The sequence below is a fragment of the Kineococcus sp. AC630 genome, assembly GCF_979255925.1.
In genome coordinates this window covers 1-24000 of sequence record NZ_CEEDMJ010000041.1, presented here as the reverse complement: position 1 = coordinate 24000, position 24000 = coordinate 1, and the positions used below count along the sequence as shown (strand labels likewise).

The window sequence follows — 24000 nt, the reverse complement described above, 5'->3', positions numbered from 1 at the left end:
CTCCCGCCCCCCGTCCTGGCCCCCCGTCGCAAGACGCGCCAGATCCAGGTGGGCAAGGTGGGCGTCGGCAGCGACTCGCCCGTCTCGGTGCAGTCGATGACCACCACCCCGACGACGAACATCAACGCCACGCTGCAGCAGATCGCCGAGCTGACCGCGTCCGGCTGCGACATCGTCCGGGTCGCCTGCCCGACCAACGAGGACGCCGAGGCGTTGCCGATCATCGCGAAGAAGTCGCAGATCCCGGTCATCGCCGACATCCACTTCCAGCCGAAGTACGTCTTCGCGGCCATCGACGCCGGCTGCGGCGCGGTGCGCGTGAACCCGGGCAACATCCGCAAGTTCGACGACCAGGTCAAGGACATCGCGAAGGCCGCCAAGGACGCGGGCGTCTCGATCCGCATCGGGGTCAACGCCGGGTCCCTCGACCCGCGCCTGCTCGCGAAGTACGGGAAGGCGACGCCCGAGGCGCTCGTCGAGTCCGCCGTGTGGGAGGCCTCCCTCTTCGAGGAGCACGACTTCCACGACTTCAAGATCTCGGTCAAGCACAACGACCCGGTCATCATGGTCCGGGCCTACGAACTCCTCGCCGAGCGCGGCGACTGGCCGCTGCACCTCGGGGTGACCGAGGCCGGCCCCGCCTTCCAGGGCACCATCAAGTCCGCGACCGCCTTCGGGGCGCTGCTGTCCCGGGGCATCGGCGACACGATCCGCGTCTCCCTCTCGGCCCCGCCGGTCGAGGAGGTCAAGGTCGGGATCCAGATCCTGCAGTCGCTGAACCTGCGCCCCCGCAAGCTCGAGATCGTCTCCTGCCCCTCCTGCGGGCGGGCCCAGGTCGACGTGTACTCCCTGGCCGACGCGGTGAGCGAAGGCCTCGAGGGCATGACCGTCCCGCTGCGCGTGGCGGTCATGGGCTGCGTCGTCAACGGCCCGGGGGAGGCCCGCGAGGCCGACCTCGGTGTGGCCAGCGGCAACGGCAAGGGTCAGATCTTCGTGCGGGGCGAGGTCATCAAGACCGTCCCCGAGCACGACATCGTCGCGACCCTCATCGAGGAGGCCAACCGACTGGCCGCCGAGATGGGTGAGCCCGAGGACGACGCGAGCGCCGGGGCCCCGGTCGTCTCCGTCGGCTGAGCCCCCCCGTCTCGACCATCCGGGCTCGAGCGGGCAGGATGCGGGAGTGTCCCTGACCAACTCCGCCGCCGCGCGCGGCACCTCGGCGTCCGGGACCCTGCGCGTGCTCGGGGGGGCCGACGCTCCGGCCCTGCTGCGGCTGTGCGAGCGCGATCCCGTCGCGAACCTCTTCGTCTCCGCCCGCCTGCTGGGGCTGGTGGCCCGTCCGGGTACCGACCTCGGCGGGCAGGTCTGGGGCTGGTTCGAGGACGGGCGGCTCGTCTCGGCCTGCTGGGCCGGGGCGAACCTCGTGCCCGTCGAGGCGACCCCCGCGGCCCTCGACGCCTTCGCCGCGCACGCCCGCGCCGAGGGCCGGCGCTGTTCCTCCCTCGTCGGGCCGGCCGAACCCGTCCTGGCCCTGTGGCAGCGCCTCGAACCGCACTGGCGCGGGGTCCGTGAGGTCCGCGCGAACCAGCCGCTGATGGTCTGCGACTCCGCGCCCCTGGTGGAGCCCGACCCGGCCGTGCGCAGGGCGACGCTGCGCGAACTCGACCTCGTCGTCCCCGCCTGCGTCGCGATGTTCACCGAGGAGATCGGGTACGCCCCCGCCCCGCCCGACGGCGGCGGCGCCTACCGGGCCCGCATCGCCGAACTCGTCTCCACGGGGCGCAGCTTCGTCCGCGTCGACGTCGGCCGCTCCGGCCCCGAGGTCGTGTTCAAGGCCGAACTCGGCGCGGTGTCGCCGAGGGTCGTCCAGGTGCAAGGGGTCTGGGTCCCTCCGCACCGCCGCGGCGAGGGGCTCTCCGAACCCGGCATGGCCGCCGTCTGCGAAGCCGCCTTCGCCGACGGGGTCACCTCGGTGTCGTTGTACGTCAACGACTACAACGCCAAGGCGCTCGCCGCCTACCGCCGCGTCGGGTTCCGCGAGGTGGGTTCGTTCGCCACCGTGCTGTTCTGAACCGTGCGGCGGCTCGACGCGCTCGAGTTCCTCGTGGAGAGCGGTGCGGCCGGCGAGGTCGAGGACATCACCGGTCGATGGGGAGAGCTGTCGGTGCGACGACGTGGGTGCCTTGGCGCCGGGATCGTCGCACCGACGGTTCACTCCACGTGGTGACACCGATGGGTGCGACCGTGGGTGCCGGCCCGGACGCCGACGACGGTGGTGAAGCCGGCGGAGCCGCGCCGATACCCTGGGGTCGTGCTGATGCGGATGTCGACCCTGTTCCTGCGGACCCTGCGGGAGGACCCCGTCGAGGCCGAGGTGGCCAGCCACAAGCTGCTGGTGCGGGCGGGCTACATCCGGCGGGCCGCGCCGGGCATCTACACCTGGCTGCCGCTGGGGCTGCGGGTCCTGCGCAAGATCGAGGACGTCGTCCGCGAGGAGATGAACGCCTCCGGCGCGCAGGAGGTCCACTTCCCCGCGCTGCTGCCGCGTGAGCCCTACGAGGCGACGAACCGCTGGACCGACTACGGCGACGGCATCTTCAAGCTGAAGGACCGCAAGGGCGCCGACTACCTGCTCGCGCCCACGCACGAGGAGATGTTCACGCTCCTGGTCAAGGACCTGTACTCCTCGTACAAGGACCTGCCGCTCTCGATCTACCAGATCCAGACGAAGTACCGCGACGAGGCGCGGCCCCGCGCGGGCATCATCCGCGGCCGCGAGTTCGTCATGAAGGACTCCTACAGCTTCGACGTCGACGACGCCGGGCTCGAGAGGTCCTACGAGCAGCACCGCGACGCCTACATCAAGATCTTCGCCCGCCTCGGGCTGGAGTTCGTCATCGTCTCGGCGGTGTCGGGGGCCATGGGCGGTTCGCGCAGCGAGGAGTTCCTGCACCCCACGCCCATCGGTGAGGACACCTTCGTCCGCTCGCCCGGCGGCTACGCCGCGAACGCCGAGGCCGTGACTACGCTCGCGCCGCCCGCCATCCCCTTCGACGGACTGCCCGCCAGCCACGTCGAGGACACCCCCGACACCCCGACGATCGACACCCTCGTCGCCGTCGCCAACGAGAACCACCCCCGCGCCGACCGGCCCTGGACGGCGGCGGACACGCTGAAGAACGTCATCGTCGTGCTCAAGCACCCCGACGGCACCCGGGAACCGCTGGCCGTCGGCGTCCCCGGCGACCGCGAGGTCGACACCAAGCGCCTCGAGGCGGCCGTGTCGCCCGCCGAGGTCGAGGCCTTCGAGGCGGCCGACTTCGCGAAGCACCCCGCGCTGGTCAAGGGCTACATCGGGCCCGGTGTCCTCGGTTCCGAGAACGCCAGCGGGATCCGCTACCTCGTCGACCCCCGCGTCGTCGACGGGTCCGCGTGGATCACCGGGGCGGACGTCGACGGCAAGCACGTCTTCGACCTCGTCGCGGGCCGTGACTTCACCCCCGACGGCGTCGTCGAGGCCGCCGAGGTCAAGGCCGGCGATCCCGCCCCCGACGGTTCCGGGCCGCTGGAACTGGCCCGCGGCATCGAGATCGCGCACATCTTCGCCCTGGGTCGCCGCTTCGCGCAGGCCCTGGACCTGAAGGTGCTCGACGAGAACGGCAAGCAGGTCGTCGTCACCATGGGTTCCTACGGCGTCGGTGTCACCCGCGCGATGGCGTGCGTCGCCGAGGGCAACCACGACGACAAGGGCCTCGTCTGGCCGCGGGCCCTCGCGCCCTACGACGTCCACGTGGTCGCGACGGGCAAGGACCCGGAGATCTTCGCGACCGCGGAGCGCCTCGCCGGGGAACTCGAGGCGCAGGGCGTCGAGGTCCTCTACGACGACCGTCCCAAGGTCTCGCCCGGCGTGAAGTTCAAGGACGCCGAGCTCGTCGGGGTCCCGACCATCCTCGTCGTCGGCAAGGGCCTCGCCGAGGGGCAGGTCGAGCTCAAGGACCGTCGCAGCGGCGACTCCGAGCAGATCGCGCTCGCGGACGCCGTCGCGACCGTGGTGCGGACCGTCAGGAGCTGAGCCCCGTCCCGGCCGCTCCCGCTCGACGGGAGCGGCACGGGGGGACGGTCAGCCGCGGAGCGTGCGTCCCCGCCGGTGCGCCAGCACCGTCGCCCCCGCGACGACGACGGCCGCCGCTCCGGCCGCGACGGCCACCGTCGTCGACGTGTTCGCCTCGGCGCCGCCGCGGGCCGCCGCGACCCAGCCCAGTCCCCACGCCAGGCCCGCCCCGAAGGCGAGGCGTCCGCGGCCGCGGACGGCGGTGAAGACCCCCACCCCGGCCGCCACCGTCAGCACCCCGACCGCCCAGGCGGGTTCCGCCGACGTGAGGCCCTTGTCGCGCAGGACCGCGGCCACGTTCGCGACGGTCGCGATCGACACCCAGCCCAGGTACAACCCCGTCGTCCCGTCGACCAGCACGGCCTCGACGCGCGACGCCGGTCGCTCCCGCAGCAGCCGACCGAAGGTCGCCACCAGGACCACCAGCAGCACGACGATGACCAGCACGGAGAGTTCGACCTGCCCGGCCTGCACCGTCCCGATCCAGACCGCGTTGAGCACCAGCGAGGCGGCGGTGAGCCACCCCGTGGAGCGCTGTCGGGCGTCGTCGCGGTGCGCGGGCAGCGCCTGCCACACCGTCAGCCCCACCAGCCCCGTGTAGACGACGCTCCAGATCGCGAACGCCGGGCCGGCCGGGGCCACGAGGGTCGCGTCGGCGGAGAGCGCACCGCCTGCGGCCGAGGCGATCGGGGTGCCCCCGAAGGCCCCCGACCCCACCGTCGCCCCGGCGATGCCGAGCACGGCGCTGGTGACGACCACCACCTGACGCAGAGCGTCGGAGGAACCGCTGCTGGACACCGCGTCGCTGGTCACGCCCGATCCTCGCCGCTGGACGGGTGCTGCGCACGTCAGCGCAGCAGCCAGTCCGGGCGGTCCAGGTAGCGCTGCGCGACCTCCGCGGTCCCCGGCACCTGCGCGGCCCAGACCGCCGGCGGCAACGCGTCCTCGCGGTGGGTCGTGGTCCAGCCGAGCATCTGCAACCGGCGCACCGTCGACAGCGCCGTCGCGACGGCCAGGTCCTCCTCGGAGACCGCGCGCACCGAGCGGTACCCCTCCAGCCAGGCCGCGGCGATGGTCGGGGCGAACGGTTCGTGCTCGATGAAGCTCAGCGCCGCGGCGAAGTCCCACAGCAACCGCGACGTCCCGCAGTCGTCGAAGTCGATGACGGTCAACCGGCCCGTGGTGTCGACCATGATGTTCGAGGGCCGCAGGTCGGCGTGCACGAGCCCGCTCGACGCGGGGGACTCCGCGACCCCGGCGAGGACCTCCCGCGCGGCGGTCTCGGCCCGTTCGCAGACGGCGAGCTGCTCCGGGGACAACGCCGCGCCGCGCCAGTCGCCCCAGCGGCTCCCCGCCCCCAGCGCGTCGTCGAGGCCCCAGGCGAAGCGGCTGAACCCCGCGGGGGGCGTCCACCCGTCGACGTGGTCGTGCAGGGCGGCCGTGGTGGCGCCGATCTCGGCGTAGGTGCGGCGCAGGGTGGCGTCCTCCAGACCCGCGCCCGCGAGGGTGTCCTCGAGGATCTCACCCCGGACGAACGCGAACGCCACGGCGAACCAGCGGGCGCCCGCACGGTCGAGGACCTCGTGGACGAGGGAACCGTCCGCGAGGGGCAGGACGTCGGGGACCCGGACGGAGGTCTCCGCGGCGATGGCCCTGACCCAGGTGAGTTCCGCGGCGATCTGCGTCGGGTCGGCGACGTAGCCGGGCCGGTGGACCCGCAGGACCGCGGTCGGGACGCCGTCGACGTCGATCCGGAACGTCGCGTTCTCGGACACCGCGATGAGGGTGAGGGAACTGCTCGTGGGCAGGTCCCAGGCGGTGCGCACCGACGTGGAGATCCAGTCCGGGGCGGGATCGCCACGGCGCAACGCGGCGAACGCGGCGAACGGTGGGGCGTCGGGCGTGGTGGTCACGGTTCTCCTCGGGGTGCGAGGAGGGCTGGGCGCCACGACGAGTGTGGCACGGCCGGTCCGCGCCGGGAACCCCCGCGTCCTGCGCAACAAACCGTTCACACGGGACCCGAGGAGTTGACCTGGACGAAACACGGATGGGCCGTGCGGGCCGCCACGTCGCGCCAGGATCGACGTCGAGCAGTTCCGTCGTGAGGGCTTGGGCGCCGACGCGGTGCGGAACAGACGCAGGACAGGACCAGCCGAACCAGAGGTGACCCGGTGACCCGCTCGACGATCATGGACACGAACAGCTTCCGGCCCGAGCACGCCGAGGGTCTGGACCCGGCGACGCGGGCCCTCACCGAACGCCGTTCCGCGGTGCTCGGCGGCTCCTACCGGTTGTTCTACCGCCGTCCGGTCCACCTGGTCCGGGGCGAGGGGCAGTACCTGTTCGACGCCGACGGCACGAAGTACCTGGACATGTACAACAACGTCGCGAGCCTCGGGCACTGCCACCCCGCGGTCGTCGAGGCCGTGACCCGGCAGATGCGACTGCTCAACACCCACACCCGCTACCTGCACGAGGGGATCCTCGACTACACCGACGACCTGCTCACCACGTTCCCCGCCCCGCCGACGGGGGAGTGGAGGGCGATGTACATGTGCACGGGTTCGGAGGCCAACGACCTGGCCCTGCGGGTCGCGAAGGCCTGGAGCGGTGGCGAGGGTTTCATCGCCACCACCGAGGCCTACCACGGCACCAGTGAACTCACCTCCGGGGTTTCGCCGGCGCTGGGTTCGGGGCAGCCGATCGCTCCCACCGCCCGTCTCGTCCCCGCCCCGGACGTCTACCGCACCGGCGTCGACCCCGCCCGGATCGGGTCCTGGTTCGCGGACCGGGTGCGCGCCGCGATCGGCGACCTCGAGGCGCACGGGACGAAGCTCGCCGCCTTCATCGCCGACTCGGTCTTCTCCTCCGACGGCGTGCTGCCGACACCGGCCGGCTACCTCGCCGAGGCCGTCGACGTCGTCCGTGCCGCCGGTGGGGTGTTCATCGCCGACGAGGTGCAGCCGGGTTTCGCCCGCACCGGGGAGGAGTTCTGGGGTTTCGCCCGGCACGGGATCGTCCCCGACCTGGTGACCCTCGGGAAACCCATGGGCAACGGCGTCCCGGTGTCGGGGATGGTCGCGCGCGACGAGGTGCTGGCCGCGTTCAGCGACCGCATCCCCTACTTCAACACCTTCGGCGGGAACCCCGTCTCGATGGCCGCCGCGCAGGCCGTCCTGACGACGGTGCGGGCCGAGGGACTGCAGGCGCACGCCCGGGCGGTGGGCAGTGCGATGCGCTCGGAACTCGACGGTCTGAGGGCCGGGCACCCGGCCGTGGGTGACGTCCGCGGCGCCGGGTTGTTCACCGGACTGGAACTCGTCACGGACCCGGCGACGCGCGAACCCGACCGCGACCTCGCCCTCGCGGTGCTCGAGGAACTGCGCGACCGCGGTGTCCTCACCTCCGTGGCCGGCCCGCACGGCAACGTCCTGAAGCTCCGCCCGCCGCTGGCCTTCCAGGCCGCGGACACCGACTGGCTGGTGGGCGCCCTCGACGCCTCGCTCACGGCTCTGGGACGCTGACCGTGTGGACACTCCGGCGGACCGGGTCTGCGTGGCGCTGCGGCGGCTGCTGCGCGAGGAACGGTTCCACCCCGGGGAGTCCCTCGGCAGCGAACGCGCTCTGGCCGAACGTCTCGGCGTCGGCCGGACCGTCCTGAGGCAGGCGCTGGAACGTCTCGAGGACGAGGGGGTGCTCCGGCGGTCCCTGGGCCGTCACGGCGGCGTCTTCGCCCACGACGGCCGGCTGGAACGGCACCTCAACACCACGCTCGGGGTTCCCGAGATGGTCCGCCGGCAGGGTCTGCAGGTGGCGACGCGGGTGCTCGGCGCGACCCTGGGCCTCGCCTGGCCCGACGAGGTCCGCACCCTGCGGCTCGCCCCCGACGAACCCGTCGTACGCGTCGTGCGGCTCCGCCTGGTCGAGGGTGTGCCGTGGTCGCTGGACACCTCGGTGCTGTCGTCGCGTCGCTACCCGGGACTGCTGCACCACGACCTCACCGGTTCGCTGTACGCGGTGCTGACCAGCGAGTACGGCCTGGAACTCGACCACGCCGACGAGACGGTCGAGGCCGTCCCGGCGGACGGGGAACGGGCCGCACTCCTCGAGGTCGCGCCCGGGTCGGCGTTGCTGGAGATCCGGTGGGTGGCCCACCAGGTCGACGGTTCGCCCGTCGAGTACGCCCACGACTTCTTCCGGGCCGACCGCACCCGCGTGCACCTGCGGGAGCTCGGGACCAACTGGAAGCGGACCGTGCGACGATCCCGGGGTGACTCGAGCAGGCGTTGACGTACCCGACCGCCGCGGCCGCACCGGTCTCGACCAGGTGGGCCGCGACCTCACGGGCAACCCGCGGGTGCGGATCCGCGACGTGCGCGTGCTCACCTCGAACTGGTTCGTGACCCGGACGACGACGTTCGACGTCCAGCACTCCGACGGGTCGTGGTCGACGGAGGAGCGCGAGACCTACGACCGCGGCGACGGAGCCACGATCCTGCTCTACGACGTGGCGGCCCGGACGGTCCTGCTGACGCGGCAGTTCCGCCTCCCCGCCTACGTCAACGGCCATCCCGACGGGATGCTCGTCGAGACCGCTGCGGGCCTGCTGGACGCCGAGGACGCGGAGACGGCGGTCCGGCGCGAGACCGAGGAGGAACTCGGCCACCCCGTCGGGGAGGTCACCCACCTCTTCGACCTCTGGACCAGTCCCGGCTCCGTGACCGAGCGCCTGCACTTCTTCGCCGCGCCCTACGCCCACGGTGACGTGGTGGCGGGCTCGCGCACCGGGGTCCGCCACGAGGGCGAGGACATCGAGGTGCTGGAACTCGACGTCGACGACGCGGTGTCGCGGATCGGCACCGGCATCGTCGACGCCAAGACCGTCCTGCTGCTGCAGTGGGCCGTCCTGAGCGGGCCGTTCGCCCGCTGAGGTCAGGGTTCCAGGTCGACGACCACGGCGGCGTGGTCGCTGGCCCAGACGCCGTCGACGGGTTCGGTGGCCACCAGTCGCACGGTGCGGACCGATCCCTCACCGGTGAACGGGGACAGCCCGACGAGGACGTGGTCGATGCGCGCGCTCGGCTGGTGCACGCGGGCGACGAAGGGGTTGCGCCGGTCCCAGGTGAACCCCGGGTCACCGGCCTCGGCGAACCGCCACGCGTCGACGAGCACGAACCCCGGGACGGGTCCCGCCGTGAGGTACCCCGCGGTCAGCCGGAGTTCGTCGGACTCCGCGACGGCGTTGAAGTCGCCGGTCAGCACCGGCGGGTAGTGCTCGCCGCGCCGGAACCCCTCCGCCACGAACGGCACGAGCACGCGGACCTGGGCGAGGCGGACCGCGGACTCGGCGGGGGAGGAGTTCAGGTGGGTCGTGGTGAACGGCAATGGCCGCCGCGGGGTGTCGACGAGCACCCGCAGCGCGGTGCGGCCCTCGTCCTCGTGACCGCCGGCGGGTAGTTCCGCGACGTCCTCGGCCAGGAAGGGGTAGCGGCTGAGCACGGCGTTGCCGAACTGGAAGGTGTCGGCGTGCTCGGGGTCCTCGCCGTTCCAGACCAGCCGGCGCCGCCAGCGCTCGGGGGCGGGGGAGGGCGACCAGGCGACGTGCATCCCGAGGCGTTCCCCGAGCCAGTGCGCGAGGTTCTCGTCGGCGTCGGCCCAGACCTCCTGCAGGCCCAGGACGTCGGGGCGCTCCTGCTCGAGCACGGCGAGGATCGATTCCCGGCGGGTGCGCCAGTCCCCGAAACGCCACCAGACGTTCCAGGTCATGACCCGCAGGGCCGTGGCGGGGTGCTCCGGTGGCGTGCTCATATCGTCGTGCAGTCTTCCAACCCGCTCGCCCCGGCGCCTCAGGGGGTGCTCGTCGCGGTCGCGGTGGCGCTGCTGGTGGCCCTCGGGACGCTGGTCCCGTCCTCGGCGAGCTCGGCCATCCCGGGGAAGCTCGTCACCGTCGACCCCCAGCGCCGGGCCGCCCGGGCGTTGCGCAGCAGGGCCGAGACCGCGAGGGGCCGGTCGGGGGCGCTCGTCGCGACGACGTCGGCGTAGGCGCCGGTCAGCCGCTCGGTCATCGTGGCGGCCAGCGCGGTCGCGGCCTCGGCCGTGGGCACGGCGGCGTCGTAGCCGACCGCGGCCTGCACCGGGTCGCCACCGCGGGAGACGAGCACGTCGACGAGGTCGTCGCGGGCGACGCGGTGGGCGGCGAGGTCGGCCGCGGCCTCGGCGCGGCGGGGATCGGGGAGTCGCCCCTCGACGAGGGCGAAGCCGAACACCGCGGCGTGCTCACCGGCCAGGGCCGCCTGCAGCGCGGCGGTCCCCGCCCGGTCCTCGGGTTCGGAGGGGGTGGGGGTCGGCGTGGCTGGCGCCGGCGCGGCGACCGGCAGCGCCACCGCGGGGGCGGCCACTCCGGTCGCGGCGCTGACGTCGTCGAGGAGGACGGCGCGGGAGGCGCCGACCGCGGCGAGCAGCCGGGCCATCCCGGCACTCGGCGCGCGGTCGGTGCGGCTCGCCGCGCTGAGAGCCGAGCCGGTGGTCGCGGCGAGGCGGTCCAGGACCGCGGCGGCCTCCACCGCCGTCGTCCCGCCCGAGCTCGTCACGCCGAACTGCTCCTCGCCCAGCGCCCGCAGGTGGGCCTCGCAGGCCTGCACCGCGAGGGTCGCCACGCTCCCCAGGGGTTCGGCGGCCCGGGCGGCGGGCAGCAGCAGTCCGAGCAGGTCGCGGGTGTCCGCGACCGCCGCGTCCCGGGCGTCGTCGTCGGGGCCCCGCTGCGCCGTCGGGATGGTCTCCGCGCCGCTGACCCAGCGGACGTCGCAGCCGCCGAGGCCCAGCACCGCCAGGCCCGCACCGAGCCCGGACACGGCCCCGCGCAACGCCGTCCGGCGGGTCAGGGGCTGCACGCGGTGGCGGGGTGGGACGAGCACGCCCGCGATCGTCCCACCGTCCGCGCCCGGTCCGGGACGGCCCCCGCAGCGGCTAGGCTGACCCGTCGTGCCCGGCCCGGTGGGTCGGCACGCCAGGACAACTCGAGAGCAGGGGAGGGAGCGGTCGTGCCGACGCTCGACGAGGCCGTGACCGCGGTGCTGACCCCGGTGTTCGCCACCGGGACCGAGATCGGTGCCGAACTGGCCCTCGACGAGGTGAGCGTCACGACCGCCGGCCGCCGCCAGGTGGTGCGGGTGGTCGTGGACCGCGCCGGTGACGAACCCGGCGACCTGGACATGGACGCCGTCGCCGCCGCCTCGACTGCCGTCTCGCAGGCCCTCGACGACTCCGACGTGCTGGGTGAGGTGCCCTACACGCTCGAGGTCTCCTCGCCCGGGGTCGACCGGCCGCTGACGACGCCGCGGCACTGGTCGCGCGCCCAGGGCCGCCTGGTCCTCGCGGTGCTCGCGGACGGGTCCACGCTGATGGTGCGGGTCGACTCGGTCGACGAGGCCGGGGTGCACACCGTCGGGGAACCCCAGATGGTCAAGGGCAAGCCGCCGCGGGCCAAGGACGTGGGGGCCCTGCGCCACCTCACCTGGGCCGAGCTGGTGCGCGGTGAGGTGCAGGTCGAGTTCCGCCGCCACGACGAGGACGTCGAGGACCTGGTGGCCGACCCCGACCAGCCGGACGAGGACGACGACGCGGACGACGCGGACGACGCGGACGACTTTGACGACGAGGGAACCGAGGACCAGCAGTGAACATCGACATGGCCGCGCTGCGGATGCTGGAGCGGGAGAGGGAGATCCCGTTCGAGACCCTCGTGCGGGCGATCGAGCAGGCCCTGCTCGTGGCCTACCACCGGACCGAGCACGAGGACCACAAGGCCCACCCCGACGCCCGCGTCGAGCTCGACCGCGCCAGCGGTGAGGTCCGCGTCCTGGCCAAGGACCGCGACGACGAGGGTCTGGTCACGGGCGAGTTCGACGACACCCCCTCGGGATTCGGCCGGATCGCCGCGACGACCGCCCGTCAGGTGATCCTGCAGCGCCTGCGCGACGCGGAGGACGACGCGGTGCTCGGCGAGTACGCCGACACTGAGGGCGAGATCGTCTCCGGGGTGATCCAGCAGGGTCGCGACCCGCGTGTCGTCCAGGTCGACCTCGGCGCCCTCGAGGGCGTGCTGCCCCCGCAGGAGCAGGTGCCCGGCGAGAAGTACGAGCACGGCAGCCGCATCCGCTGCTTCGTGGTCAGCGTGAAGAAGGGGCCCAAGGGGCCGCAGGTCGTGCTCAGCCGGTCCCATCCGATGCTGGTCCGCAAGCTGTTCGCCCTCGAGGTCCCCGAGATCGCCGACGGCACCGTGCAGATCACCGCGCTCTCGCGCGAGGCCGGTCACCGCTCGAAGATGGCGGTGCGCGCCATGCGGTCGGGGATCAACGCCAAGGGTGCCTGCATCGGCCCGATGGGTCAGCGCGTGCGCGCCGTCATGGCCGAGCTGCGCGGCGAGAAGGTCGACATCGTCGACCACTCCGACGATCCGGCGGAGTTCGTCGGCAACGCGCTCTCGCCGGCCCGGGTCAGCTCCGTCGAGGTGGTGGACCTCGCGGCCCGCTCCGCCCGGGTGATCGTCCCCGACTACCAGCTGTCGCTCGCGATCGGCAAGGAGGGCCAGAACGCCCGTCTCGCCGCGAAGCTGACCGGCTGGCGCATCGACATCCGCCCCGACACGGTCGCCGACACCGAGCCGTCCGCGAAGGCCCCGTCCGCGGGCGAGGCCTGAGCGGGAAGGGCTACACTGGCGCCATCGTTACACTGCCTACGACCGGTCGTCCCGTTTCGGGTGTTGGCCGGCGCTCCGCGACGCCCGAGGCTCCAGGCCCGGTGCGTACCTGCGTGGGGTGCCGTCAACGGGACTCCCGGTCGACGCTGCTGAGGGTCGTCGTGGCACCGGACGAGGTGGGAAACCTCCTCGTCGACGTGCGGCGCCGGCTCCCGGGCCGGGGCGCGTGGTTGCACCTGAGCAGCGCGTGCCTGGAGCAGGCGGAGAAGCGACGGGCCCTGCCCCGTGCGCTGCGCCGTCCGGCTCCCCTCGACGTCTCTGGCGTACGGTCCTACCTGGACTCGTGCTCGCACGGAGCCGTCGTGTCCACCACCACCGATGAGAGCGGGTCGAACAGCTGATGAGCACCCGATGAGTCTCCACCGATGAATCCCCCCGACTGATGACGGTCCGCGCCCGGTAGAGACGAGCCCGGACCAAGAACAGGAGTGAAGTGGCAAAGGTCCGGGTCTACGAGCTCGCCAAGGAGTTCGGAGTCGAGAGCAAGGTCGTTCTGGCCACGCTCAAGGAGATGGGCGAGTTCGTGCGTTCTGCGAGCTCGACCGTCGAGCCGCCGGTCATCCGGCGGTTGAAGGACAAGTTCCCCACCGAGGGTGGCGCTGCCGCCGCTCGTCCGGCCCCGGCGGTGAAGCCGGGTCCGCGCATGCCCCCGGGCGCCCGTCCGGGTCCCGCCGCGCGTCCTCAGGCGCCGGCTCCCTCGCAGCCGGCTCCGGCCGCCGAGGTCGCGCCGACGCCCAGCCCGGCTGCTCCGGCACCGAGCACCGAGGCGAGCCCCGCTCCCTCGATCCCGCAGCCGGCGTTCCAGGCGCCGCCCGCGGTTCCCGCCGAGCGTCCCGCCGCTGCCGCCGCGCAGCGTCCGTCCGCTCCGGCTCCGCAGCGTCCCGCCCCGGCCGGTCGTCCCTCGACCCCGCCGGCCGCGGGTGGTCCCGGTCAGGGTCCCCGTCCGGGTGCCCGTCCCGCGGGTCCCGGTGGCCCCGGTGGCCCCGGTGCGCGTCCGGGTGCTCCCGGCGCGGGTGGCCCCGGTGCGCGTCGTCCGGGTCCGGGCGACCGTCCCGAGCGCAGCGACCGTCCGCAGGGCGACCGTCCCGATCGTGGTGAGCGTCCGCAGGGCGATCGCCCCCGCAGCGACCGCCCGCAGGGTGAGCGTCCGCAGGGTGACCGCCAGCAGGGCGACCGTCCCCAGGGTGACCGTCCCGGTCGTCCCGGCGCGTCCGGCGGCGCTCCGCGTCCCGGTGCCGGTGCACCGCGTCCGGGCAACAACCCCTTCGCGCCCAGCCAGGGCATGCCCCGCAGTCAGGGCGGTCCCGGTGGCCAGGGTGGTCCCGGCGGTGCGCCGCGTCCGGGCAACAACCCGTTCGCGTCCAACCAGGGCATGCCCCGTCCCCAGGGTGGGCCCCGTCCCAGCCCGGCCGGTCCCGGTGGTCCCCGTCCCGGTGGTCCCCGTCCCAACCCCGGCATGATGCCGGCGCGCCCGACGGTCGGCCGTCCGGGTGCGGGTGCCGGTCGTCCGGGTGCGCCCGGTCGCGGCGGCCCCGGTGGTGCTCGTGGTGGTGCGGGCGGCGGCGGTTTCGCCGGTCGTCCCGGCGGTCCCGGTGCGGGTGGCGGCGGTTTCGCCGGTCGTCCCGGTGGCGGCAGCGGTGGCCCTCGCGGCAACCGCGGCGGCACCCAGGGTGCGTTCGGTCGCGCCGGTGGTCGTCCCGTCCGTGGGCGCAAGTCCAAGCGGGCGAAGCGCCAGGAGTACGAAGCGATGCAGGCGCCCGCCGTCGGCGGTGTGTCCGTCCGTCACGGTGACGGGACCACGGTCCTGCGCATCCGTCGCGGCGCTTCGGTCAGCGACTTCGCCGAGCGCATCGACGCCGACCCCGCGGCGCTGGTGACGATCCTCTTCCACCTGGGCGAGATGGTCACCGCGACCGCCTCCCTGGACGAGGACACCTTCCAGCTGCTCGGCAACGAGCTCGGCTACGTCGTCGAGGTCGTCTCCCCCGAGGACGAGGAGCGCGAGCTGCTCGCCGGCTTCTCCATCGACCTCGACGCCGAACTCGAGGCCGAGGGTGACGACGACCTGTCGGCGCGTCCGCCGGTCGTCACCGTCATGGGTCACGTCGACCACGGCAAGACGAAGCTGCTCGACGCCATCCGCTCCTCCGACGTCGTGGCGAAGGAGGCCGGTGGCATCACCCAGCACATCGGCGCCTACCAGGTCGTCAAGGAGCACGAGGGGATCGAACGTCCGATCACCTTCATCGACACCCCGGGTCACGAGGCCTTCACGGCCATGCGTGCCCGTGGTGCCAAGGTCACCGACATCGCGATCCTCGTGGTGGCGGCCGACGACGGTGTGATGCCCCAGACCATCGAGGCGCTCAACCACGCCCAGGCGGCCGACGTCCCGATCGTCGTCGCGGTCAACAAGGTCGACAAGGACGGCGCGAACCCGGACAAGGTCCGTCAGCAGCTGACCGAGTACAACCTGGTGGCCGAGGAGTACGGCGGCGACACGATGTTCGTCAACGTGTCCGCGAAGCAGGGCATGGGTCTGGACAGCCTCCTCGAGGCCGTCCTGCTCACCGCCGACGCCTCGCTGGACCTGCGGGCGAACGCCGAGAAGGACGCTCGCGGTGTGGCGATCGAGGGCAACCTCGACAAGGGCCGCGGCCCCGTCGCCACCGTCCTGGTCCAGTCCGGGACGCTGCACGTCGGTGACGCGATCGTCGCGGGGACCGGTTACGGCCGAGTCCGCGCGATGCTCGACGAGAACGGCGACGCCGTGTCGGAGGCGACCCCGTCGCGTCCGGTCCAGGTGCTCGGCCTGACCTCGGTCCCCGGCGCCGGCGACACCTTCCTGGTGGCTCCGGACGACCGCACGGCCCGTCAGATCGCGGAGAAGCGCGAGGCGCAGGAGCGCAACGCGGCTCTGGCGAAGGCGCGCAAGCGCATCTCGCTGGAGGACTTCACCGCCGCGCTGCAGCGGGGCAAGGTCGAGAGCCTCAACCTCATCCTCAAGGGTGACGGTGCGGGTTCGGTCGAAGCCCTCGAGGATGCGCTGTACAAGATCGACGTCGGCGAAGAGGTCGAACTGCGGGTGATCGACCGCGGTGTCGGTGCGGTGACGAAGAACAACGTCAACCTCGCCGTCGCCTCGAACGCGATCATCATCGGCTTCAACGTGCGGCCGGAGCAGCAGACCAAGGAGTACGCCGACCGCGAGGGCGTCGACATCCGCTTCTACTCGGTGATCTACGCGGCCATCGAGGACGTCGAGGCGTCCTTGAAGGGTCTGCTCAAGCCCGAGTACGAAGAGGTCCAGCTCGGTACGGCGGAGATCCGCGAGATCTTCCGCTCGTCCAAGTTCGGCAACATCGCGGGTACGTTGGTCCGCTCGGGTCTGATCCGACGCAACTCCAAGGCGCGTGTCCTGCGCAAGGGTGTCGTGCACGGGGACAACCTTACGATCGAGTCGCTGCGACGGTTCAAGGACGACGCCACCGAGGTCCGCGAGGGCTACGAATGTGGTATCGGCCTGGGCTCGTACAACGACCTCCAGATCGACGACGTCATCGAGACGTACGAGATGCAGGAGAAGCCGCGCGGCTGATCGGCCACGCGCTCTACCCGGTGGCCGGGGCGGAACCCCTTCGGGTTCCGCCCCGGCTGTCACCCCCAGAGAGTCATGTTCACTGCAACGCTCACCGTCGACCTGCTGCTGGGCGACGTCCACTCCCTCAAGGGCAAGCGCAGCATCGTGCGCCCGCTGGTGGCCGAACTGCGCCGCTCCTTCGAGGTCGCGGCCGCGGAGACCGGGCACCTCGACCTGCACCGTCGGGCCGAGGTCGCGCTCGCCGTGGTGGCGCCGGACGCCGCGCACTGCACCGACGTCCTCGACCGGTGCGAACGGCTGATCGCCGCGCACCCCGAGTTCCAGATCCTCTCCGCCCGCCGGCAGTTCCTGTCGTCGGACGACTGACACCCCGAACGTTCAGGAGTTCCCCGTGGCGGACCCCACCCGCGCCCGCAAGCTCGCCGACCGCATCAAGGTCATCGTGGCGGACGCGCTCGAGAAGCGCGTGAAGGACCCTCGTCTGGGGTTCCTCACCATCACCGACGCCCGCGTCACCAACGACCTGCAGCACGCGACGCTGTTCTACACCGTCTTCGGCAGCGACGAGGAGAAGCAGGGCACCGCGCTGGCGCTGGAGTCGGCCAAGGGCGTGCTGCGCTCCGAGGTCGGCAAGCGCACCGGCATCCGGCTGACCCCGACGCTCACCTTCACCCTGGACGAGGTCCCGGAGACGGCGACGCAGATCCAGGACCTGCTCAAGGTCGCCGCCGAGCAGGACGCCCGCGTCGCCGCCCTGGCCGCGGGCGCCCAGCCCGCCGGTGAGGCCGACCCGTACAAGAAGCCCGTCGCCGTCGACGACGAGTGGGACGACGAGACCGACGACGAGACCGAGGACGACGACGTCGTGGAAGCCGACCCGCGCGCCTGACGTGCGTGGCACGCTGAGGTGATGGACCAGCCGTCGTTCTCCGACCTCGACCAGACTTCCGACGGGTTCTTCGGCGCGTTCCCGACGTTCTTCGGCGTCGGCCTGGCGGTCATCGCCCTGGTCGGGGTCGCGGTCGTCGCGGGCGGGATCGTGATGACCGTCCGCGCCCGTCGGCGCTCGGCGGACGCGACCCGGCTGAGGACGGAGGGCCGCAAGGCCACCGGCGTCGTCATCGACAACCAGGTCCACAGCCACCACGAGCACCGGATGACCTTCGCCCCGGTCGTGCGCTTCGAGGCCGACGGCCGGGAGGTCGTCGTGGTGGGGGACCAGCGCTGGAACCGGTCCTTCGTCACCGGCCGCCCCGCCGAGGTCCTCTACGACCCTGCCGCCCCCGACCGCGCCCACGTGCGGGCCGAGGGCGGCAGCGTCTTCGGGGGCGGGACGAGCGGGGTGTTCCTCGCCGTCTTCGGGATCGCGTTCCTGGTGCTCGTCGCGGTGATGGCGAACGTGGTGCGCTCCGTCTTCTAGCGGTGCTGCCCGGCGACGGCGACCGGCGCGACCTGCACCTCTCCCCGCGGGGCCGGGACGAACCCCTGCCGTCCGGGGACGAAGAGCGCGACGACCGCGGCCAGCGCGACGGCCCCCGCACCCGCCCAGACGGCCGTCGGGGCACCCGCGACGAAACCCGTGGGCGTGAGCGATCCGCCGGCCTCCTGGAAGACCAGGGTGAGCACGGCGACACCGAGGGCGAGGCCGATCTCGCGCAGCGTCGTGTTGGCGGAGCTGGCCGTCGCGTGGTCGGCGCCGTCGAGACCGTGCAGGACGGCCGTCGCGGAGGGCGCGAAGACCAGCGCCGTCCCGAACCCGGCGAGCACGAGGCCGGGCACGAGGTCGAGGTAGACGGTGTCGGGGGCGATGTGCGCCGCGATCCAGCCGAGGCCGGCGGTGGTGAGGACGAGCCCGCCCACCAGCAGCGGCCGCGGTCCGATCCGGCCGGCGAGGATCCCCGCGACCGGGGCGACGAGCATCGGCAGCGCGGTCCAGGGCAGCGTGCGGATGCCGGCCTGCAGCGGGGTGTAGCCCATGGCGATCTGCAGCTCCTGGGTCAGCAGGAAGACCGACCCCATCGCGCCGAGCTGGAAGAGGAACATCAGGCCGTTGGCCGCGGTGAAGCTGCGGGAGCGGAACAGCCGCAGGGGCAGCAGCGGGAAGCGCGCGGTGCGCTGGCGGGCCAGGAAGGCGAACAGCGCCAGGACGCCGAGGGCCAGCGGGAGCAGGACCGCGGTGGATCCCCAGCCGTCGGCGTCGGCGTGCACGACGGCCCAGACGGTCCCGACGACGGCTGCGGCGCCGAGGACGGTGCCGGCCACGTCGACGGGAACGCGACGACCACGGGACTCGGGCAGGGCCCGGAGGATGAGCGGCAGGGCGATCACGGCGACGGGGACGTTGACCCAGAAGATCCACTGCCAGCTGAGGCCGTCGATGACGGCCCCGCCGATGACCGGTCCGAGCGCGACCCCGAGACCGGTGACCCCGCCCCAGATGCCGATGGCCGCGGCGCGGCGTTCCGGCGGGACGGCGGCGGCGACCAGGGCCAGGGAGAGCGGGGTGATGGCGGCCGCTCCGACCCCCTGCACCGCGCGGGCGGCGATGAGGGTCTCGGGAGAGCCGGAGAGCGCCGCGGCGATCGAGCCGAGGGTGAAGACGACCAGCCCGAGGAGGAAGACCCGGCGTCGGCCCCAGCGGTCCCCGGCGGTGGCGGCGCCGAGCATCAGCGCGGCGAAGGTGAGGGTGAAGGCGTTCACCACCCACTGCAGCTGGCCCAGGGAGGCGCCGAGGTCGCGGTGCAGGACGGGCAGGGCGCCGGTCACCACGAGGTTGTCGAGGGTGGCCATGAACACGGGCAGGGACGCGGCGACGATCGCCAGCGCCGGGTGCACCCGGCGGGGTGCGGTGTGGGTGGGCACGAGGGACCTCCGGAGAAGGCATCGGATGATTACCAGACCGTAGGCATCGACTGATACCTTGTCAACGTGAGCCCCGAGACGAGTCCGAAGCGGATGTCCAAGGACGACCGGCGCGAGCAGATCCTCGACGCCGCGGCCCACGTCGTCGCCCGGGTGGGGCTGGCCGGGGCCAGCACCGACGTCATCGCGGCCGAGGCCGGCGTCTCGCAGCCCTACGTGGTGCGCACCTTCGGCGGCAAGCAGCCGCTGCTCGACGCGCTCTTCCAGCGGGTGTCCGACCGCGTCGTCGCGGCCTTCGAGAACGCCCCCGCGCAGGGCGACGCCGCGGAGTGCCTGGGGCAGGCCTACCTGCGCCTCGTCGAGGACCGCGACGTCCTGCTGCTCCTCATGCACGGGTTCACCGCCGCCGGGTCCGAACCGGTCATCGGCGACACCGTGCGCGGCTGCGTGGACGCGGTCCAGCGGATCTGTCGCGAACGCCTCGGCAGCGACGCCCGTGCGGCGGACTTCGTCGCACAGGGCATGCTGCTCAACGTGCTCCTCTGCCTGGACTCCTGGAACCACCCCGACCTGCCGGACCTCACGGCGCTCGCGACGACGGCCGCCTCGGCCGCCGAACTGGTGGCGAAGGGGCAGGGCCGGTGAGCGAGCGGACCACGCGCCCCGGCGTCGGCGACGGCATCCTCGTCGTCGACAAGCCCGCCGGCTGGACCAGCCACGACGTCGTCGGCCGCTGTCGTCGCCTCCTCGGGACGCGCCGAGTCGGCCACGCCGGCACCCTCGACCCGGCCGCGACGGGTGTCCTCGTGCTCGGTGCCAACCGGGGGACGAAGTTCCTCACCCACCTCGTCGCCCACGACAAGGCCTACACCGCGACGATCCGGCTCGGCGTCGCCACCGTCACCGACGACGCCGAAGGTGAACCGGTCGGCGCCCCCGTCGACGCCACGGGCCTCGCGGAGCACGCCGTCGCGCACGCCGTCGACGCCCTGACGGGGGACATCCAGCAGGTCCCGAGCTCGGTGAGCGCCATCAAGGTCGACGGGCAGCGCAGCTACGCCCGGGTCCGGGGGGGACAGGAGGTCGACCTGCCCGCCCGCCCCGTCACCGTCTCCCGCTTCGAGGTCCTCGACCGCCGCCCCGTCGGGGGGTTCCTCGACCTCGACGTCGTCGTGGAGGTCACCAGCGGCACCTACGTCCGCGCGCTGGCCCGCGACCTCGGCACCGCCCTCGGCGTCGGGGGGCACCTGACCGCGCTGCGCCGCACCCGGTCCGGTCCGTTCACGCTCGAGGAGGCGTTCACCCTCGAGCAGGTCGAGGCGGATCCCGTCGTGCAGCCCCTCGCCGACGTCGCCCGGCGCCTGTTCCCGGTCCGCGACCTCGACGCGCAGGACGTGGCCAAGGTCTCCAACGGAGGGTTCCTCCCGGCCGGCGGCGACCCCGGGCCGGTCGGCGCCTTCGCCCCCGACGGGACGCTCGTCGCCCTCCTCGGCGACACCGCCCGCGGCGCCAAACCCCTCCTGGTGCTGACCCCGGCGAGCTGACCGTCCCTGTCCGGGAGCTCTACGGGCCGGGCCCACCGCGGGCGACGAGCTCCAGGAGCTGCTCGGGTTGGGCCCAGACCTCGTCCCCGGTGGCCGAGGAGCGCAACCGCGTCACGTGGACGCCGTGGCGCAGCAGGTCGTCCGCCAGGTCGGCGGGCAGCAGGTCGGCCGGTCGCAGCCGCAACACCCGGTGGCGGGTGAACTCGTCCAGTTCCCCCCACCACCGTTCCAGTGAGTTGCGCGCCGGCACACCACATGGTGGCCCGCGGTCGTCGCGACCGCGGGCCGGTGCGTGTCGCGCCTCAGGCGGCGGGTCCGCCGGACTTCAGGGCGGCGAGGCGGGCCTCGACGTCGAGGTCGGTGGAGGCGTCCTCCAGCGAGGCGAACTGCGCGTCGAGGGAGTCGGCCTGCAGCTCGGCCTGGCCCGCGACCCGGGCCTCCTCGCGGCGCACCCGGTCCTCGAAGCGGGACAGCTCGGAGGTGGGGTCGAGGACGTTGAGGGACCCGATCGCGGACTGCACCTGGCTCTGCGCCTTCGCGGCCGCCGCGCGCGCGACGAGCTGGTCGCGCTTGGTCTTCAGCTCGGTCAGCTTCTCCTTCATCGCGATCAGGCCGGACTTGAGCTTGGCCACGACCTCGGTCTGGGCCGCGATCTGGGGAGCGGCGTCGGCGACCTCCTGCTCGAAGGTGATCTGCCGCTTCAGCGCCACCTTGGCCAGCTCGTCGAAGCGGTCGGCCTCCGGGGCCTGGCCCTCGGCGCGCAGGCTGTCGGCCTTCGCGGACGCGGCGGCGGCCTTGCGGCCCCACTCGCTCACGGCGGCGACGTCGTCGTCGCGGTCGGCCTCGGCGAGGCGCAGGTTGCCGACCGTCTGCGCGATCGCCGCCTCCGCCTCGGAGATGTTGCTGGTGTAGTCGCGGACCATCTGGTCCAGCATCTTGGCGGGGTCCTCCGCGGAGTCGATCAACGCGTTGACGTTCGCGCGCGCCAACTGCGCGATGCGTCCCAGGATCGTCTGCTTCTCAGCCATGCCGCTGATCCTCCCGCACCGGACGGGCCTGCGGGAGCTTGGTCCCGATGACCTGGTCGATGATGTCGCGCGCGACGGTCTGGGCGGTGAGCCCGGCGTCCTGGAGGATCTCGCCCCGGGACGCGTGGTCGAGGAACTCGTCGGGCAGGCCGAGCTCGTTGACGCCGGTGTCGACGTCCGCCGCGCGCAGGTCCTGACGCAGCCGGGTACCGATCCCGCCGACCCGCACCCCGTCCTCGATGGTGACGACGAGGCGGTGCTCGCGGGCGAGCTCGACGAGCGACGTCGCGATCGGCACGACCCAGCGGGGGTCGACGACGGTGGCGCCGATGCCCTGGGCCTCCAGCAGGGCCGCGGCCTCCAGCGCCATGCCCGCCATCGACCCGACGGCGACGAGCAGCACGTCGCGGGAGCCCTCGCCGGGCTGGTGCAGGACGTCCACCCCGTCCGCCAGCCGCTCCAGCGCCGGCACGTCCGCGGCCACCGAACCCCGGGGGAAGCGCAGCACGGTGGGCCCGTCGTCGACGAGGACGGCCTCACCCAGTTCCTCCCGCAGGGTCCCCGCGTCGCGGGGGGCGGCGATGCGGATGCCGGGGACGACCTGCAGCAGCGCGAGGTCCCACATGCCGTGGTGGCTGGGGCCGTCGGGTCCCGTCACCCCGGCCCGGTCGAGGACGAAGGTGACCCCCGCCTTGTGCAGCGCGACGTCCATCAGGACCTGGTCGAACGCGCGGTTCACGAAGGTCGCGTAGAGCGCCACCACCGGGTGCAACCCCGCGTAGGCGAGGCCCGCGGCGCTGGTGACGGCGTGCTGCTCGGCGATGCCGACGTCGAAGACGCGGTCGGGGTGGCGTTCCTGGAAGCGGTGCAACCCGGTGGGACGCAACATGGCCGCGGTGATGGCGACGAGCCGGGGGTGCCGGTCGCCGAGGTCGGCGAGTTCGTCGGCGAACACCGACGTCCAGCCCTGGGCGCTGGAGGTCTCCAGGGGTTCGCCGGTCGTCGGGTCGATCTTGCCGACGGCGTGGAACTGGTCGGCCTGGTCGCGCAGGGCGGGCTCGAAGCCGTGGCCCTTCTCGGTGATGGCGTGCACGAGGACCGGGGTCCCGTAGTCACGGGCCTGGCGCAGCGCCTCCTCCATCGCCTGCTGGTCGTGCCCGTCGACGGGACCGACGTACTTGATGTCGAGGTTGGAGTACAGCGCCTCGTTGTCGGTGAGCCGGGCCAGGAACCCGCGCATGCCGCCGCGCAGCCCCCGGTACACGGCCCGCCCGGGGGTGCCGAAGCGGTCGGCCGCGGCCTGGCTCTTCTCGTGCAGCCGGCGGTACTCGCGGCGGGTGCGGACGGTGCTGAGGAAGCGCGCCATCCCGCCGATCGTGGCCCCGTAGGACCGGCCGTTGTCGTTGACGATGATGATCAGCCGACGGTCGTTGTCGTGGGAGATGTTGTTCAGCGCCTCCCACGTCATGCCCCCGGTGAGGGCGCCGTCGCCGACGACGGCCACCACGGTCCGGTGGGACTGCCCGTTGAGCTGGAAGCCGCGCGAGATGCCGTCCGCCCAGGACAACGAGGAGGAGGCGTGCGAGGACTCGACGATGTCGTGCTCGGACTCGCTCCGTTGCGGGTAGCCGGCCAGGCCGCCCCGTTCGCGCAGGTGCGAGAAGTCCTGGCGGCCGGTGACGAGCTTGTGCACGTAGGACTGGTGGCCGGTGTCGAAGACGAAGGGGTCCTTCGGCGAGTCGAAGACCCGGTGCATCGCCAGCGTCAGCTCCACGACCCCGAGGTTGGGGCCGAGGTGCCCGCCGGTCTTCGCGACCTCGGCGACGAGGAAGCGACGGATCTCGGCGGCGAGCTGCACCGTCTGGGCGTGCGAGAGGCGCTTGAGGTCCTGGGGGGACCGGATCGAATCGAGCAGGGTCACGAACACTTCCTCTCGGGCCAGGGCCAGGTCAGCTTAGGCCTGTGGCCCGCAAGCGCAGGTCCGAGCTCAGAACCTGCCACCCGCACTGCGCCCACCGCCGGAGGAGCCACCGCCGGCGGAGCCCCCGCCGAAGCCCCCGCCACCGAAGCCGCCGCCGAAGCCTCCGCCGCCGAAG

At 73.1% G+C, this 24000-nt stretch carries 23 protein-coding genes; 15 read left to right on the top strand and 8 right to left on the bottom strand.

Annotation, left to right across the window (positions count from 1 at the left end; genetic code table 11):
• The 3 genes from ispG to AC0I8G_RS25095 all read left to right on the top strand — a co-directional run.
• The coding region (gene ispG / locus AC0I8G_RS25105; protein ID WP_471732377.1) for a flavodoxin-dependent (E)-4-hydroxy-3-methylbut-2-enyl-diphosphate synthase at positions 1-1134 on the top strand (1134 nt) is incomplete at its 5' end.
• Between the two features lie 46 nt (positions 1135-1180).
• Positions 1181-2071, top strand: a complete 891-nt coding sequence (locus AC0I8G_RS25100; protein ID WP_471732376.1) for a GNAT family N-acetyltransferase — start codon at positions 1181-1183, stop codon at positions 2069-2071.
• Between the two features lie 240 nt (positions 2072-2311).
• Positions 2312-4072 (top strand): proline--tRNA ligase, encoded by a 1761-nt coding sequence (locus AC0I8G_RS25095; RefSeq protein WP_471732375.1) that lies wholly within the window; start codon positions 2312-2314, stop codon positions 4070-4072.
• Between the two features lie 48 nt (positions 4073-4120).
• On the opposite strand, the gene AC0I8G_RS25090 is transcribed toward AC0I8G_RS25095, so the two are convergent.
• The gene (locus tag AC0I8G_RS25090; protein ID WP_471732374.1) at positions 4121-4924 is read right to left on the bottom strand and encodes a tryptophan-rich sensory protein; all 804 of its coding nucleotides are present in this window, start codon (positions 4922-4924) and stop codon (positions 4121-4123) included.
• A 35-nt stretch (positions 4925-4959) separates the two neighbouring features.
• Positions 4960-6024, bottom strand: coding sequence for a phosphotransferase enzyme family protein (locus AC0I8G_RS25085; RefSeq protein ID WP_471732373.1), 1065 nt, complete (start codon positions 6022-6024; stop codon positions 4960-4962).
• Positions 6025-6300: 276 nt separating this feature from the next.
• On the opposite strand from AC0I8G_RS25085, the gene AC0I8G_RS25080 reads away from it, so the two are divergent.
• The 3 genes from AC0I8G_RS25080 to AC0I8G_RS25070 are packed head-to-tail and all read left to right on the top strand — an operon-like array spanning position 6301 to position 9041.
• Complete coding sequence (locus AC0I8G_RS25080) at positions 6301-7635, top strand: aspartate aminotransferase family protein (protein WP_471732378.1); 1335 nt, start codon at positions 6301-6303, stop codon at positions 7633-7635.
• 4 nt (positions 7636-7639) lie between these two features.
• Positions 7640-8401 carry a GntR family transcriptional regulator gene (locus AC0I8G_RS25075; protein WP_471732372.1) on the top strand — a complete coding sequence of 254 codons (762 nt, stop codon included), beginning with the start codon at positions 7640-7642 and terminating at the stop codon, positions 8399-8401.
• The gene (locus AC0I8G_RS25070; RefSeq protein ID WP_471732371.1) at positions 8382-9041 is read left to right on the top strand and encodes an NUDIX domain-containing protein; all 660 of its coding nucleotides are present in this window, start codon (positions 8382-8384) and stop codon (positions 9039-9041) included. Before AC0I8G_RS25075 ends, AC0I8G_RS25070 begins: the two co-directional genes overlap by 20 nt.
• Positions 9042-9043: 2 nt before the next feature.
• On the opposite strand, the gene AC0I8G_RS25065 is transcribed toward AC0I8G_RS25070, so the two are convergent.
• Positions 9044-9919: an endonuclease/exonuclease/phosphatase family protein gene (locus AC0I8G_RS25065; RefSeq protein WP_471732370.1), complete on the bottom strand. Its 876-nt coding sequence runs from the start codon at positions 9917-9919 to the stop codon at positions 9044-9046.
• 38 nt (positions 9920-9957) lie between these two features.
• Positions 9958-11025 (bottom strand): ferritin-like domain-containing protein, encoded by a 1068-nt coding sequence (locus AC0I8G_RS25060; RefSeq protein ID WP_471732369.1) that lies wholly within the window; start codon positions 11023-11025, stop codon positions 9958-9960.
• Between the two features lie 126 nt (positions 11026-11151).
• Here AC0I8G_RS25060 and AC0I8G_RS25055 point away from each other — a divergent pair, with 126 nt between their 5' ends.
• The 7 genes from AC0I8G_RS25055 to AC0I8G_RS25025 all read left to right on the top strand — a co-directional run bounded on the left by AC0I8G_RS25055 (position 11152) and on the right by AC0I8G_RS25025 (position 17890).
• Entirely contained in the window at positions 11152-11790 is a 639-nt protein-coding gene (locus tag AC0I8G_RS25055) for an LSm family protein (RefSeq protein ID WP_471732368.1), read from the top strand.
• The gene (nusA, locus tag AC0I8G_RS25050) at positions 11787-12809 is read left to right on the top strand and encodes a transcription termination factor NusA (RefSeq protein WP_471732367.1); all 1023 of its coding nucleotides are present in this window, start codon (positions 11787-11789) and stop codon (positions 12807-12809) included. Before AC0I8G_RS25055 ends, nusA begins: the two co-directional genes overlap by 4 nt.
• A 101-nt stretch (positions 12810-12910) precedes the next feature.
• Entirely contained in the window at positions 12911-13210 is a 300-nt protein-coding gene (locus AC0I8G_RS25045) for a YlxR family protein (protein ID WP_328292030.1), read from the top strand.
• A 92-nt stretch (positions 13211-13302) separates the two neighbouring features.
• Positions 13303-16467 (top strand): translation initiation factor IF-2, encoded by a 3165-nt coding sequence (gene infB / locus AC0I8G_RS25040; protein WP_471732366.1) that lies wholly within the window; start codon positions 13303-13305, stop codon positions 16465-16467.
• A 75-nt stretch (positions 16468-16542) separates the two neighbouring features.
• Positions 16543-16836, top strand: a complete 294-nt coding sequence (locus AC0I8G_RS25035; RefSeq protein WP_328292028.1) for a DUF503 domain-containing protein — start codon at positions 16543-16545, stop codon at positions 16834-16836.
• Between the two features lie 25 nt (positions 16837-16861).
• Positions 16862-17359, top strand: coding sequence for a 30S ribosome-binding factor RbfA (rbfA, locus tag AC0I8G_RS25030; RefSeq protein WP_471732365.1), 498 nt, complete (start codon positions 16862-16864; stop codon positions 17357-17359).
• Between the two features lie 21 nt (positions 17360-17380).
• The gene (locus AC0I8G_RS25025) at positions 17381-17890 is read left to right on the top strand and encodes a DUF3592 domain-containing protein (RefSeq protein ID WP_471732364.1); all 510 of its coding nucleotides are present in this window, start codon (positions 17381-17383) and stop codon (positions 17888-17890) included.
• Here the strand turns inward: AC0I8G_RS25025 and AC0I8G_RS25020 are convergent.
• Positions 17887-19332: a DHA2 family efflux MFS transporter permease subunit gene (locus tag AC0I8G_RS25020; protein WP_471732363.1), complete on the bottom strand. Its 1446-nt coding sequence runs from the start codon at positions 19330-19332 to the stop codon at positions 17887-17889. The genes AC0I8G_RS25025 and AC0I8G_RS25020 overlap by 4 nt on opposite strands.
• 66 nt (positions 19333-19398) lie before the next feature.
• On the opposite strand from AC0I8G_RS25020, the gene AC0I8G_RS25015 reads away from it, so the two are divergent.
• Together AC0I8G_RS25015 and truB are read left to right on the top strand one after the other, a co-directional pair.
• Positions 19399-19977, top strand: a complete 579-nt coding sequence (locus AC0I8G_RS25015) for a TetR/AcrR family transcriptional regulator (RefSeq protein ID WP_380259675.1) — start codon at positions 19399-19401, stop codon at positions 19975-19977.
• Positions 19974-20876, top strand: a complete 903-nt coding sequence (gene truB, locus AC0I8G_RS25010) for a tRNA pseudouridine(55) synthase TruB (protein ID WP_471732362.1) — start codon at positions 19974-19976, stop codon at positions 20874-20876. Before AC0I8G_RS25015 ends, truB begins: the two co-directional genes overlap by 4 nt.
• A 19-nt stretch (positions 20877-20895) precedes the next feature.
• Here truB and AC0I8G_RS25005 read toward each other — a convergent pair whose 3' ends face one another.
• The 3 genes from AC0I8G_RS25005 to dxs are packed head-to-tail and all read right to left on the bottom strand — an operon-like array spanning position 20896 to position 23825.
• Positions 20896-21126 (bottom strand): hypothetical protein, encoded by a 231-nt coding sequence (locus tag AC0I8G_RS25005; protein ID WP_471732361.1) that lies wholly within the window; start codon positions 21124-21126, stop codon positions 20896-20898.
• Between the two features lie 52 nt (positions 21127-21178).
• Positions 21179-21904: a PspA/IM30 family protein gene (locus tag AC0I8G_RS25000; RefSeq protein ID WP_471732360.1), complete on the bottom strand. Its 726-nt coding sequence runs from the start codon at positions 21902-21904 to the stop codon at positions 21179-21181.
• Entirely contained in the window at positions 21897-23825 is a 1929-nt protein-coding gene (dxs, locus tag AC0I8G_RS24995) for a 1-deoxy-D-xylulose-5-phosphate synthase (RefSeq protein ID WP_471732359.1), read from the bottom strand. Before dxs ends, AC0I8G_RS25000 begins: the two co-directional genes overlap by 8 nt.
• Positions 23826-24000: the final 175 nt, after the last annotated feature.

What these genes read in the sequence shown, in the direction of transcription:
- AC0I8G_RS25025 (WP_471732364.1), top strand. Translation starts at nt 17,381, where the DNA reads ATGGACCAGCCGTCGTTCTCCGACCTCGACCAGACTTCCGACGGGTTC.
- AC0I8G_RS25080 (WP_471732378.1), top strand. Translation starts at nt 6,301, where the DNA reads ATGGACACGAACAGCTTCCGGCCCGAGCACGCCGAGGGTCTGGACCCG.
- AC0I8G_RS25035 (WP_328292028.1), top strand. Translation starts at nt 16,543, where the DNA reads ATGTTCACTGCAACGCTCACCGTCGACCTGCTGCTGGGCGACGTCCAC.
- AC0I8G_RS25065 (WP_471732370.1), bottom strand. Translation starts at nt 9,919, where the DNA reads ATGAGCACGCCACCGGAGCACCCCGCCACGGCCCTGCGGGTCATGACC.
- AC0I8G_RS25000 (WP_471732360.1), bottom strand. Translation starts at nt 21,904, where the DNA reads ATGGCTGAGAAGCAGACGATCCTGGGACGCATCGCGCAGTTGGCGCGC.